The organism is Croceicoccus gelatinilyticus (assembly GCF_018398395.1).
Taxonomy (GTDB): domain Bacteria; phylum Pseudomonadota; class Alphaproteobacteria; order Sphingomonadales; family Sphingomonadaceae; genus Croceicoccus; species Croceicoccus gelatinilyticus.
In genome coordinates this window covers 229,458-241,978 of record NZ_JAHCBF010000002.1, presented here as the reverse complement: position 1 = coordinate 241,978, position 12,521 = coordinate 229,458, and the positions used below count along the sequence as shown (strand labels likewise).

Annotated in this window: 10 protein-coding genes and 1 tRNA gene; 7 read left to right on the top strand and 4 right to left on the bottom strand. The window is 61.7% G+C overall.

Annotation, left to right across the window (positions count from 1 at the left end; genetic code table 11):
* The first annotated feature begins 137 nt into the window (after positions 1-137).
* From KIH45_RS04995 to KIH45_RS04980, 4 genes are all read left to right on the top strand, one after another.
* Positions 138-1,427, top strand: a complete 1,290-nt coding sequence (locus KIH45_RS04995; RefSeq protein WP_213174909.1) for an adenylosuccinate synthase — start codon at positions 138-140, stop codon at positions 1,425-1,427.
* A 99-nt stretch (positions 1,428-1,526) separates the two neighbouring features.
* Positions 1,527-2,528 carry a winged helix DNA-binding protein gene (locus tag KIH45_RS04990; protein WP_213174908.1) on the top strand — a complete coding sequence of 334 codons (1,002 nt, stop codon included), beginning with the start codon at positions 1,527-1,529 and terminating at the stop codon, positions 2,526-2,528.
* 106 nt (positions 2,529-2,634) lie between these two features.
* Positions 2,635-2,725 (top strand) — tRNA-Ser (locus tag KIH45_RS04985).
* A 186-nt stretch (positions 2,726-2,911) separates the two neighbouring features.
* On the top strand, positions 2,912-3,688 hold the full coding sequence (locus KIH45_RS04980) for a glucose 1-dehydrogenase (RefSeq protein ID WP_213174907.1): 777 nt from the start codon (positions 2,912-2,914) through the stop codon (positions 3,686-3,688).
* A gap of 40 nt (positions 3,689-3,728) precedes the next feature.
* Here KIH45_RS04980 and KIH45_RS04975 read toward each other — a convergent pair whose 3' ends face one another.
* From KIH45_RS04975 to KIH45_RS04965, 3 genes are read right to left on the bottom strand one after another with little or no spacing between them, the layout of a single operon-like run.
* On the bottom strand, positions 3,729-5,363 hold the full coding sequence (locus KIH45_RS04975; RefSeq protein WP_213174906.1) for a GMC family oxidoreductase: 1,635 nt from the start codon (positions 5,361-5,363) through the stop codon (positions 3,729-3,731).
* Positions 5,360-5,914 (bottom strand): VOC family protein, encoded by a 555-nt coding sequence (locus KIH45_RS04970; RefSeq protein ID WP_213174905.1) that lies wholly within the window; start codon positions 5,912-5,914, stop codon positions 5,360-5,362. Before KIH45_RS04970 ends, KIH45_RS04975 begins: the two co-directional genes overlap by 4 nt.
* Positions 5,915-5,919: 5 nt before the next feature.
* The gene (locus KIH45_RS04965) at positions 5,920-7,155 is read right to left on the bottom strand and encodes an aromatic ring-hydroxylating oxygenase subunit alpha (RefSeq protein WP_213174904.1); all 1,236 of its coding nucleotides are present in this window, start codon (positions 7,153-7,155) and stop codon (positions 5,920-5,922) included.
* A 257-nt stretch (positions 7,156-7,412) separates the two neighbouring features.
* On the opposite strand from KIH45_RS04965, the gene KIH45_RS04960 reads away from it, so the two are divergent.
* The gene (locus KIH45_RS04960) at positions 7,413-9,704 is read left to right on the top strand and encodes a TonB-dependent receptor (RefSeq protein WP_213174903.1); all 2,292 of its coding nucleotides are present in this window, start codon (positions 7,413-7,415) and stop codon (positions 9,702-9,704) included.
* A gap of 4 nt (positions 9,705-9,708) precedes the next feature.
* Here KIH45_RS04960 and KIH45_RS04955 read toward each other — a convergent pair whose 3' ends face one another.
* Positions 9,709-10,437, bottom strand: coding sequence for a TetR/AcrR family transcriptional regulator (locus KIH45_RS04955; protein WP_213174902.1), 729 nt, complete (start codon positions 10,435-10,437; stop codon positions 9,709-9,711).
* Positions 10,438-10,640: 203 nt separating this feature from the next.
* On the opposite strand from KIH45_RS04955, the gene KIH45_RS04950 reads away from it, so the two are divergent.
* Entirely contained in the window at positions 10,641-11,435 is a 795-nt protein-coding gene (locus tag KIH45_RS04950; RefSeq protein WP_213174901.1) for an SDR family NAD(P)-dependent oxidoreductase, read from the top strand.
* A gap of 26 nt (positions 11,436-11,461) precedes the next feature.
* Complete coding sequence (locus KIH45_RS04945) at positions 11,462-12,484, top strand: MDR family NADP-dependent oxidoreductase (protein WP_225899681.1); 1,023 nt, start codon at positions 11,462-11,464, stop codon at positions 12,482-12,484.
* The last annotated feature ends 37 nt before the right edge of the window (positions 12,485-12,521 follow it).

Genomic DNA, 12,521 nt, shown 5'->3' with positions numbered 1-12,521 from the left:
CTAGACGCGCCCCCTGCCTCTAACGCGCGCGGCGCATCCGGAGGCGTTCCTTTTTGCCTCCGACCGTCCATCCCTCGCGCCGAGTCCTGTCGAAGGGCGCGAAGCGGATCCACCGGGCAGGGGGAAGGACTCTATCCATGGCAAACGTCACCGTGATCGGCGCTCAGTGGGGCGACGAGGGCAAGGGCAAGATCGTCGACTGGCTGGCCAGCCGTGCCGACGCCGTCGTCCGCTTTCAGGGCGGCCACAACGCGGGCCACACGCTCGTCGTGGGCGAAAAGGTCTACAAGCTCTCGCTGCTGCCTTCGGGCATCGTTACCGGCACGCTCTCGCTGATCGGCAACGGCGTCGTGCTCGACCCCTGGGCCCTGAAGGCCGAGATCGAGAAGCTTGAAGGCCAGGGCGTCGAAATCAATGGCGAGAATTTTGCCATTGCCGACAACTGCCCGCTGATCCTGCCGCTGCACCGCGACCTTGATGGTCTGCGCGAACAGGCCGCAGGCAAGGGCAAGATCGGCACCACGGGGCGCGGCATCGGCCCTGCCTATGAAGACAAGGTCGGCCGCCGTGCGATCCGCGTTTGCGATCTCGACCACCTCGACGATCTTGCGCCGCAGATCGACCGTCTTTGCGCTCACCATGACGCGCTGCGCGCAGGATTCGGGCAGGACCCGATCGACCGCGATCAGCTGATCGCAGACCTCAGGGAAATCGCGCCTTTCGTGCTGCAATACGCACAGCCGGTGTGGAAGCGCCTGAAGAAGGTCCGCAAGGCCGGCGCGCGCATCCTGTTCGAAGGTGCGCAGGGCGTCCTGCTCGACGTCGACCACGGCACTTATCCCTTCGTCACCAGTTCGAACACGGTGTCGGGCACGGCGGCCAGCGGTTCGGGCCTCGGACCCAATTCGACCGGCTTCGTGCTGGGTATCGTGAAGGCCTACACCACCCGCGTCGGATCGGGCCCGTTTCCGACCGAACTTGAAGACGCCGACGGCCAGCGCCTTGGCGAGCGTGGCCATGAATTCGGCACCGTCACCGGCCGCCAGCGCCGCTGCGGCTGGTTCGATGCGGTTCTGGTGCGCCAGACCTGTGCGATCTCGGGCGTTACCGGCATCGCGCTGACCAAGCTCGACGTGCTCGACGGGTTCGAGACCGTGAAGATTTGCACCGGCTACCGTCTCGACGGCAAGATCCTCGACTACCTGCCCAGCCACGCCGGCGATCAGGCACGGGTAGAGCCGATCTACGAGGAAATGGACGGCTGGCAGGCAACGACCGCGGGTGCGCGTTCCTACGCCGACCTTCCGGCACAGGCGATCAAGTACATCCAGCGCGTGCAGGAACTGATCGAAACGCCGGTCGCACTGGTCTCGACCAGCCCCGAACGTGAGGACACGATCCTCGTGCGCGATCCTTTCATGGACTGAGGAAACGTGTTTCGATCCAGAACGGATCGGAAACATACTTGACTTGTTTTCAATTTGTTCTCAACTTGTTCCTCGTCTGGAAAAGGGGAGAACAGGTCCATGGCGCAAGTTGTAGAAGCGTTCCGGTTTGACGATGCGGCTCCGGCCGAACGCCCTTCGCGTTCCGCCGCGGCCAGCATCTCCATTTTTGCCAGCCGCGATGCGGTGCGGTCATCCTTGTCCGATCATGCGCTCGAACTGGGTCTCGTGCTGCGACAGGCTGAACCGCTTGCCCGGCTGACGGGCGGGGACGCATTGGTGCTGGGCGACATCGTTATCGTCGATGTACCGATCATGGATGCGGAACTGCTTGCCTCGCTCGCGCGCCTCGACATGCGCCCTGCGCGCAGTGGGTGCGAGATGATCGTGTCCACGTCTGGAGACGCACTCGACAGCGTGTTCGGATGTGTTGACCAGTCCTCGGCACAGATCCTCGTCTCGCCCAGCGAGAGTGAGCGGGCACTCGCCTTGGGCAGCGCACTTGCTCGGCTGCCGGTGGGTACCGTCAATGAACTGACGGGTGAGGACCGGATGGCGCTGGTCCGCCTGACCGAACAGGTCCAGATGCTTGCGCGCAAGATGGAAGGGTTCGCAAGTCACGAAGAACTGCTTCCCGGGGAGCGTGAGGATGATACCCGTGCAGTCCGCTCGCCGGGTCTGTCCTACATGGCACCCCCCAGCCAGAAGGCTGTTTCGGTTTCGGGGGGTGCTCCTTCTCTGCCCTCTCCGGTCCTCGTACGCGAGATACTGCGACAGCGTCAGCTTCGCGCGCAATTTTTCGAAGGCGACCTTTTCGCTGATCCGGCATGGGACATCCTGCTCGACCTGACCGCAGCGAAGGTGGAAGGGCAGCAGGTCAGCGTTTCCAGCCTGTGCATCGCTGCCTGCGTTCCGCCGACCACGGCGCTGCGCTGGATCGGGCAGATGACGGAGGCTGGCCTGCTCGACCGCGTCCGCGATCCACAGGATCGTCGCCGCGCATTCATTGAACTCAGCGACAAGGCGGCAGATGCGATGGCGGCCTATTTTCACCGTCTCGACAACGGTGCTGCGGTGGTCTGATGGTCGCTTGTGCAGGGCGGGGCAGGGTATGGCGCAAAAAGCGTCACGATTGCCTTGCCTTGTTACGCGCGTGGCGCTAGTTCGCCCCCTCTGCCGTCAGGCATGCGGAGCGGTGGCCGAGTGGTCGAAGGCGCACGCCTGGAAAGTGTGTATACGGTAACCCCGTATCGAGGGTTCGAATCCCTCTCGCTCCGCCACTTCCCGGTCTTCGGATCGGGATCTCAACCAAGCACGATCCTCAATCTTCACGGCGCTGCGCGATCGGCGTTGGTGCGAACTGTGCCGACCGGCTTCGATAGTTGGACTTCAACCTGTCGGAACGGAGAGGTTGGAGTGCGGGGCTGCGATTACCACCTCTGGTCTTTAAAGCAGAGGAATTAGACATGCACGGTAGGTTCGCGGACAAGGTTGTCATTATCACGGGGGCCGCATCGGGTCTCGGGCGGGGAACTGCGGAGCGGCTTTCCAAGGAGGGCGCGAGCCTTGTGCTTGTCGATCTTCAGGAAGCGGAGCTGCAGGCACTGGCTGAAGAATTGTCCGCAAACGCCCCGGCCATTGCCGTGACCGCCGATGTTTCGAAGGAAGAGCAGGTCGCCGCCTATGTGAAGGCTTGCATGGACAAGTTCGGACGCATCGACGGCTTTTTCAACAATGCGGGCATCGAAGGGAAACAGAACCCGACGGAAGACTTCGGAGCAGAGGAATTTCGCCGCGTTGTCTCGATCAACCTCGACGGTGTGTTCTTCGGCCTGTCTCACGTTCTGAAGGTAATGCGTGAACAGGGTAGCGGCGCGATCGTCAACACCGCGTCCGTGGGCGGCATTCGCGGCATCGGCAACCAGTCAGGCTATGCTGCCAGCAAGCACGGGGTTGTGGGCATGACCCGCAACAGCGCGGTCGAGTATGGCCAGTACGGCGTGCAGATCAACGCCATTGCGCCAGGTGCGATCATGACCGCCATGGTAGAAGGTTCGCTGCGGCAGATCGGCGGCGACAACTGGGAAGAAGTCGGGCAGGAATTCGTGAAGAACAACCCGATGCAGCGCTTCGGCAAGACCGAGGAAGTTGCGGCGCTGGTCGCATTCCTTTTGTCTGGCGAATCCCCCTTCATCAATGGCACCACCGTGCCGATCGACGGTGGACAGTCCAACAAGTACTGATCCTTGCGCCGGCGGCTTACGGGTCGCCGGCTCTTCTGTTTCAGGGCCGATCTTCAAGGATCAGGCGCGAGGCAACGAGCCCGATCGCCATGGCGGGCGCATTCGTGTTGCCGGTGACGTGCCCCGGGATCACGGAACAATCGACGACACGAACGCCATCGACGCCGCGTACTTTCAGACGCGGATCGGTAACCGCGTCTTCGTCGCGTCCCATCCGGCAGGTGCCGATCGCGTGTAACCCGCACTGGGCGTATCGGCGGAAGGCCGAGAGGATCGCCTCGTCACTATCAGCGTCGCGGCCGGGTAGCGCTTCTTCCCCGCGCATCGAACCGATGGGATCTGCATCCATGTAGTCGCGCATCTTGCGGACCAGTGCGACGGCGCTCTTGCGGTCAAATTCGGTCGTCAGGAAGTTCGGGCGTATATCTGGCGTGTCGCCTGTGTCCGGCCCCGTGATGGCGATGCTGCCTTCGCTCGTCAGCCTGAGAAGTTGCCCATAGATCGTGATGCCGGGGCGCCGATCGATCTGGTCGAGCGGGACGGGGTTGTTTTCGTCCCCGACTGCAAAAGTATATCCGCCAAGATAGAACTGCGCGTCGGTCCGCCCATCAGGATGGTGCACGTTGCAGAAGGCGCCGACTTCGAATGGACCAGTCGCCATGATGCCCGACCCGGTCAGAAGATAGCGTGCCATCGCTCGAGCAAGGCCGAACCCGTAAAAGCTCTTGTGCGATCCGCGACCCTTTTCGAGGCGATAGGGCATCGAGATCGAAAGATGCTCGATCATGCGTTCGCCGACGTTGGGGGAGTGGGCGACGGTCTCGACCCCTGCTTTTTGCAGAGTGTCGGAATTTCCGATGCCTGAGCGCTGCAGGATCAGCGGGCTTTCAAGCGTGCCTGCCGAAACGATGACTTCGCCGCGGCAAGCGAACGTGCGTGCCTCGCCGTCAATGCTCGCTTCCACGCCTACCGCGCGTTTGCCCTCGAAAACGATGCGCTTGGCAAGCACGCCCGTAATGACGTCGAGGTTGGGGCGTCCTCGCGCCGGATCAAGGAACGTTACCGCGGCGCTCTGTCGCTTACCGCGCTTGATATTGTGGCTGTAAAGCCCGACGCGCGGGCCGGTTGCGCCGTTGAGGTCCGACACGCGCTTCAGGCCAAGGGTCTCACCCGCCTCGATCATGCGTTCGGCAAGCGGGTAGGTGTAGATGGCGGGATCGACATGCACAGGCCCGCCCGATCCGCGCAGGTCCGATGCGCCCGCCGCATGGTCTTCAAGCTCGCGAAAGGCGGCAGTCATTGTCGCGCCGTTCCAGCCGGTCGCGCCCTGTTCCTGTTCCCAAGCGTCGTAGTCCGCCGGTTCGCCCCGGCTCCAGATCATGCCGTTGACCGAGGAGGAGCCGCCAAGCCCCTTGCCGCGGATCCAGAACTCGCCGCCCTCTGCGCCTTCCTCGCGCGGTTGATCGACGTTGTAGAGCCAGACCTTCTTCGGGTTCGTGACCAGCTTGGCGACGCCCTTGGGCATCCGGTTCCAGAACCCGTTGCCGCCGCCCGCTTCCAGCAGGAGCACGCGCGACTTGCCATCCGCGCTCAAACGCTCGGCCACGACGCAGCCGGACGAGCCCGCTCCGATGACGATGTAATCGAAGGCGTCGCCTTGCGAACTTTGGTTCAAAGTAGCGGCACCCGTTTGTAGAACGACAGGTCTTCCATCTCGTAAGTCGCCGGATCGCCTTCCTTGCGCGCCTCGTGCAGGCGCTTCCAGTGCGCGAACAGGCCCATGATGTGCGGCGGATCGCCGTGGATTTCGGTGAAGCCGCCGTTCAGCGAACGGGTATCGAAATAGGCGGCGTTCACTTCATCGGCATAGAGTTCGGTCGCCAAGTCATAACCCATGTCGAGCCAACGCTGACGCTCTGCCGCGAAGTCGGTGACGAGGTAGGCGATGTGGTGAAAGCCTTCGCCGCCATCGGGGTACATGTCGCGATATATCGAATTCTTGTCATCATGCTGCTCGATGAACTGGATCATCTGGTCGCCCAGATAACCGAAGGCGTAGGAGACGTCGGCCTCTTCTTTCGTGCCGCGATAAGTGAATTCGTCGCAGTGGTGATGGCGAACCATGCAGAACGGGCCGGCGCCAAGGCTGTCGGACCATTTCTGCGCAGCCTCGTCGATGCTTTTGACGAAGTAGGCTTGCTGGAACAGCGGTTGGGTCTTGCTCATCCCGCTTACTCCGCCGCCTCGTCCATCGGTTGTTCGGTGAACGGTTCCAGCAGTTGTTCGACCGCCAGCCCTTCGGGGATGTTCTCATTGCCGATCAGGCGGTCGACCTGTTCGTGGAACCAGTAGATGCGACGTTCCTGGTAATTGACGAGCATGCCGGTGAAGCCGCCGGATTCCAGGCTCTTCTGGATCGGTTCGAGGTTCATCATGTCCTCTTCCAGAACGGCATCGAAGATCGGCAGGAAGCGGTTCCAGAAATCGGGAAGTTCGCCGTCGCCCCAGTCCGGCGCGATATAGATCGCCTGCATTGTGCACTTGTTCTTGCCCTTGGGCCAGAACAGCAGAACCGGAAAGCCGGTCGGTTCCACAGGCGTGATCAGGTTCGGGAATGACATGTAGGCGACGTTGTTGAGCCGGTAGAAGTCCGGCATCGTCGGGATGTCGGGCGCGCCTTCGTATTCGACGAAGTTCAGCCCTTCGTTCATTTTCTTGCGGGTGGCCATACGGGAATGTCCGCCCTCCATCAGGCCCATCGCCGCGGCCTTGCTGTCCAGCATGATGCCGGCATTCGTCGGGTGGATGGTATTGATGTGATAAACTTCCAGGAAGGCATCCATCGCGACCTTCCAGTTGCAGTTCATCTCGTAATCTTGCGAGTGAACGGTGCGCAGCTTTTCCATGCCGACACATTCGAGTTCGTCGACCAGCGGGCCAAGGTATTCCTGCAAGGGACCTGCATCGCGGTCGAGGTTCACGAAGACCCAGCCGCCCCACGTTTCGCACTTTGCCTCGATCAATCCGCGATCGGCCTTGTTGAGGCAGGGAAAGTCGCGTTCGTCGGGCACGCCTTTCAGCGTCCCGTCGAGGCCGTAGGACCAGGAATGGTACTGGCAGCGCAGCAGCTTGGTATTGCCTGCCTCGTCACGCACGACGGGTGCGCCGCGGTGGCGGCAGGTGTTGTAGAAGGCGCGCAGTTTTTCGTCCCGCCCGCGGATCAGCAGCAGCGGAACGCCCAGCCGTTCCCACAGGCGATAGTCGCCGACATTGCGCAGGTCTTCATCGCGGCCGGCGCAGACCCATGACTTGCGAAGGACGTACTCGTTCTCAAGCTCGAAGAATTCGTCGCTGGTGTAACGGCCGCCCGGAATCTCCGGAAGGGGTGGAAAATCGGGGCGCGGTCCGGAACGGGCCGCTTCGAATTCGATGACCTTTTCCACGTCGTTGTAAATGTTGCCGGTCATTGCCCTCTCCTCTGTCCGCGTGTCGGTCGCGGAAATTTGGCATTGAAAAATAATAGTTTTATTATTCGTATTTGGGCCAAGTCCATATGATGCCTGATCGTCGGTCCACTATCCGAAGTGATAGATTACGTGCAGAACCGGCCCTGCGACGATTGCCATGGTGACGTTATATAACTAAACCACGTTGAAGTTCTCTCGCAAGTCTATCCCAAAGGGAAGGCTCGCAGGTTCAGGGGGGACGAATATGGGAGAGGGCAATGCAATCGACTTTATACCCGAAGTGCGTCCTGCGCGGTCTTGCCACCACGACCGCGATCGCCGCGATAGCCTGGGCGACGCCCGGCCTGGCGCAGGAAAGTGAAGATCCCCCGGCAGCCGGTGATCAAGTTGCTGCCAACCCTAATGCAATTATCGTGACGGCAAGGCGGCGTTCCGAAACGCTGCAGAATACGCCTGTCGCCATCACCGCGATCCAGCCTGCTGCGCTGGAGGCCAAGGGTACGCTGGACATCGGCGACCTTCAGGGCACGGCGCCCAACCTGCTGATCACGCAGCAGCCGACCGGTTCGGCCACGGCCAACATCTCCATCCGCGGCATTGCCTTTGCCGACGTGGAAAAGAGCTTCGACCCGGCTGTCGGCATCTATGTCGATGGCGTCTACATCGGCACTTCGACGGGCCAGTATCTCGACTTCTTCGACATCGAATCCATCGAAGTGCTGCGCGGACCGCAGGGCACCCTGTTCGGCCGCAACACGATCGCGGGCGTCATCAGCATCCGTCGCACCAAGCCGACGATGGAATTTGGCGCCAAGGTCGAGACGACCGTGGGAAGCTTTGGCACGTGGGGCATGCGCGGCGTGCTGAACGTCCCCATCATCGAGGGCGAGCTGGGCGTGAAGTTCTTCGAATTTCACCAGCAGACCGATGGCTACATGCGCGACGGGTTTACGGGCCAGCGCCTGAACAGTTCCAACTCCGAGAATTTCGGCTTGGCGGTTCGTTACAACCCGTCGGCCACTTTCGACGCGACGCTGACGCTGGAGCGGCAGGACCAGACTTCGAAGCCTTACTTCGCTTCGGCCATGGTGCCGGGCGATGCGTTCTGCGGCTTTGTTCCGCCCGGCGCATGCGGCGGCAACCTGACCGACGATCTCTACACCGCTTACAAGGTTGCCGAACACAGCGGCTTCTACAAGGCGGACGGAGTCACGCTGGACATGGAGGTCGGGTTGGGCGCGGTGACGGTCAATTCGATCACTTCATATCGTGACAGTGACGAAAGCTTCTATGCCGACTTCGGCACCGCCGGCCTGTTCATCGCACAGCGTCCGCAAACCTACGAACAGTTCAGCCAGGAATTGCGCTTTGCCGGCGACCTGTTCGGTGGCTTCGACTATGTCGCGGGGCTGTACTACTTCGAAAGCGACTACGAGCTTGACCAGTCGACGTTCGTGTTCGGCGCGCCTGCCGGCGGCATCGGCGTGATCGGCCATTCGGAAAGCTACGCCGCCTTCCTCGACTTCAACTGGGAAGTTTTCCAGGACGTGCGCCTGTCGGGTGGCGGCCGCTATACCAAGGACAAGAAGGAGTACGAGTTCCCGCTGATCCTGTCCGACAGCGTCAAGAAAAGCTGGAGCAAGTTCACGCCCAAGCTGACGATCGACTGGCGCCCCACGCCGGACATGATGCTCTATGGCACATGGTCGCGCGGTTATCGTTCGGGCGGCTTCAGCGGCCGTGCGGGTACGCCGTTCTCTGCGCAGACGCCCTATGATCCGGAAACGGTCGACAGCTTTGAACTGGGCGCCAAGACCGAATGGCTGAACGGGCGCGGAACGTTCAATGTTGCCGGCTTCTATACCGACTACAAGAACATCCAGCAGAGCACCGTTATCACCGCCGACAACGCGCAGGGTAACGAGACGATCGTGGTCAATGCGGCCGGTGCCAAGATCAAGGGTGTCGAGGCAGACATGTCGTTCGAGCCTCTCGACGGCCTGAACTTCAGCGCGGCGGTTGGCTATACCGATTCCAAGTTCAACGGCTTCATCATCGGCCAGCCGATCACGCGTCCCGACGCAACAATCTTCCTGCAGCAGCTCGACTATTCGGATGTTGATCCGATCTTCGCGCCGAAGTGGACGCTTTCGCTGAACGGATCGTACACGATCCCGGTGGGCGAGGCGGACGTCACGCTTTCGGCGGGCTATCGCTATCTGGCCGAATACGACCAGCAGATCGCGCCGGACCCCGCACTTTACGGGGCACTTCTGGCGCAGGACTTCTCGGCAACGCCCTTCGTGGTGCCGCAGAACGATCCGCGGGTCCGGTCCGATGCGCAGAACCTGCTCGACGCCTCGATCTCGGCGCAAGTGCCGATGAACGACAGTGGTGCGATGGCAAACTTCAGCCTGTTCGTCCGCAATCTTCTGGATGACCGGGGGCCGTCATTCGCCTTCGCCGTCGCGGCCTATCCGAACCTTTGGCACTACGGCGTCCCGCGGGAGCCGCGCTTCTGGGGCGCTTCGGCCGGGTTCGAATTCTAGGCGCTCAGGATTGTGCTTCGTCTCCGCCATCTCTTCCTGCGGAGGCGAAGCACAACTGGTCCTGGAGCTGGCGGATTTCCTCCACCAGGTCCTTGCGGACCGAGGCCTTGGCCAGCGGCGTCATGATGCGCAGCACGCTGAGCCGCGCGAAGGAGGGGTAGCTGTCATCGTCGATACTGCCGCCCGCCCACATGTTCTGAACCGCGACCTGGTCGAGCATGATCGAACGGGCGGTGAAGTCGATGTCGACCCATGGGTGGATCTGGCGTTCCTTCTTCATGCGAATGATCGCGTCCCGGTGCAGTCTTTCGAAGAAGGACGTCAGGTGAAACTCCTCCGCCGACTTGACCAGCATCGGGGCCAGCGCGCGCGACAGGGCAGGGGTGTGCAGCACGGCATCGCAAGTCAGGTCGACCGAGCGAAGCAGGCGGTTGAGCCCGCTTCCGGTCAGCTCCTCGCTGAACCGTTCGACAAGGTCATCGAGGCGCAGGGCGACGGCTTGGGCAACAAGACCCTGCTTGCTGCCGTAGATGTCGTAGATCGTCTTCTTGCTGACCCCGCCCGCTGCGGCAAGCTGATCGACTGTCACCGCCTCGTACCCGCGCTCTGCCACGAGATCGAGTGTCGAGAGCATCATCTTGGCGCGGCGCATGAGCCGGTTGTTGCTGAGTTTTCGGCCCAGCCGGTCAGTCGCGGTCTTCCCAATTTTTTGAGCGACTTTTGCGTCGGCCATCGAACAAGCACTTTCAAATCAATATGATGATCAGTTTTATCAGGGTCGGTCGGCGTGTCGGCACGCTTTTTGGGTATATCCTGAAACCTGAATTAAACTACAACATAGGCTAGTATTACGCTGCCAATTCACTAGCCTAGCGTAGTGCAGCAAGACAAGGCTCGCCGACAAGAAACCGGGCCGGAAACAGGAGATGGATGGGCATGGAGAGTCAGGTTCTCAAGGACAAGGTCGCAATCGTCACCGGCGCCGGTCGCGGCATCGGGCGGGCCATTGCGCTGGCCTATGGCCGCGAAGGTGCGAAAGTCGTCGTGGCATCGCGCACGCAGTCCACGGTCGATGACGTGGCGAAGGAAATCAACGATGCCGGCGGCACGGCAATCGGCGTTGCCTGCGATGTCGGCCACCGCGACGAAGTCTTTGCCTGCGTTGACAAGGCGGTCGAGGCGTTCGGCACCGTCAACATCGTCGTCAACAACGCGCAAGGTTTCGGGACAGAGGCCGATCCCCAGCCTTCGACCGTGTTCGTCGCCTGTGAGGATACCGACGAGGTCGAGTGGGAATATACCTTCCGCACCGGCGCGACGGCCAGCCTGTGGTTCATGAAGGCGGCGTTCCCGCACATGAAGAAGTCGGGATATGGCCGCGTGATCAACTTCGCATCGAGCTCGGGTCAGATCGGGTTTGAAGGCAACACCTGCTACAACGCCACGAAAGAGGCGATCCGTTCGCTTTCCCGCACCGCCGCGCGCGAGTGGGGGCAGTACGGGATCACCGTCAACATCATCAATCCTGCGTTGGAAACCCGCGCTTTCGACAAGTGGAAGGCCGCACGCCCCGAATTTGTCGAGGCATTGAAGGAAAAGATCCCGATGCGGCGTCTTGGTGAACCCGAACGCGATGCCGGTCCGCTGGCGGTCTTTATTGCAAGCGAGGGAGCAAGCTACATCACCGGCCAGACCTTCATGCTTGAAGGCGGGATGCACACACTGCCCTGAGGATAACGGGCCCTAAGGATAACGAGATGAGCAATACCAACCGCGCATGGCGCGTCGGCCAGCCTAATGACGACACCGTGGGGGGCATGGCTCTCGTCAGGGGGCACTTCGAACGGTCGGAGGCGGACAAGCCGTCTCCGGGCGAAGGGCAACTGGTCGTAAAGGCCGAGTATTTCTCACCCGATGCGATGAACCACGCATGGGTGCGCGGAATGCCGGGCAAGTTCGACCCGCTGGCCCCGGGTACGATCATGCGCGGCGGTGTTGCCGGCACGGTGGTCGAAAGCCGCAACCCCGCGTTTCCGGAAGGGACGCGGGTAACCGGCTTTCTCGACTGGGCAGACTATTCGCTGTCTGACGGCACCGACCACATGGGCGTGCCGCTGCAGGTCATTCCCGAGGGGATCGAGACGCATAGCGGCCTTGTTACGCTTGGCATGAGCGGCGTTTGCGCATGGCTGGGCCTGTTTCATTTCAGCCACCCCAAGCCCGGCGATGACATCCTCGTTTCCGGTGCATCTGGAGCCATCGGTTCGATCGTCGGGCAGCTCGTTCCTCTTGTCGGCGGACGCGCGATCGGCATCGCGGGCGGGCCCGAAAAATGCGCCGCTGCGCTCGATGCGGGCTTCGACGCGATGGTCGATTACAAGGCGCCCGACCTTGTCGGCCAGATCGCGAAGGCGTGTCCCGACGGCGTGAACATCTTCTTCGACAATGTCGGCGGAGACCTGCTCAGCAGCGCGCTCGTCAACATGGCGCATTTTTCGCAGATCATGATCTGCGGCGGCACGGCGCATTACGGCGCGCAGCCGGCGCCGATCTACAACCACATCCACCTTGCCATGCACTCGGTAAACATGCGCGGCTTCTTCTATTTCGACCACGTCGACTTGTGGGGCGAGGCGCGGGCGCGGCTGGGCGAATTCCTGAAGAGCGGCCGCATCCGCGAGTGGCTGGACATTGCCCAAGGCTTCGACGCCACGCCCGATGCGGCGCTGGCAGGGTTCAGCGGGGGGACGAAGGGACGCAAGCTGGTGCGGCTGGACTGACCGCGCCCGCGTCCCGAGAGGATAGAGAGAGGACCTG

What these genes read in the sequence shown, in the direction of transcription:
- KIH45_RS04965 (WP_213174904.1), bottom strand. Translation starts at nt 7,155, where the DNA reads ATGACCGGCAACATTTACAACGACGTGGAAAAGGTCATCGAATTCGAA.
- KIH45_RS04960 (WP_213174903.1), top strand. Translation starts at nt 7,413, where the DNA reads ATGCAATCGACTTTATACCCGAAGTGCGTCCTGCGCGGTCTTGCCACC.
- KIH45_RS04950 (WP_213174901.1), top strand. Translation starts at nt 10,641, where the DNA reads ATGGAGAGTCAGGTTCTCAAGGACAAGGTCGCAATCGTCACCGGCGCC.
- KIH45_RS04945 (WP_225899681.1), top strand. Translation starts at nt 11,462, where the DNA reads ATGAGCAATACCAACCGCGCATGGCGCGTCGGCCAGCCTAATGACGAC.
- KIH45_RS04990 (WP_213174908.1), top strand. Translation starts at nt 1,527, where the DNA reads ATGGCGCAAGTTGTAGAAGCGTTCCGGTTTGACGATGCGGCTCCGGCC.
- KIH45_RS04980 (WP_213174907.1), top strand. Translation starts at nt 2,912, where the DNA reads ATGCACGGTAGGTTCGCGGACAAGGTTGTCATTATCACGGGGGCCGCA.
- KIH45_RS04970 (WP_213174905.1), bottom strand. Translation starts at nt 5,914, where the DNA reads ATGAGCAAGACCCAACCGCTGTTCCAGCAAGCCTACTTCGTCAAAAGC.
- KIH45_RS04995 (WP_213174909.1), top strand. Translation starts at nt 138, where the DNA reads ATGGCAAACGTCACCGTGATCGGCGCTCAGTGGGGCGACGAGGGCAAG.
- KIH45_RS04955 (WP_213174902.1), bottom strand. Translation starts at nt 10,437, where the DNA reads ATGGCCGACGCAAAAGTCGCTCAAAAAATTGGGAAGACCGCGACTGAC.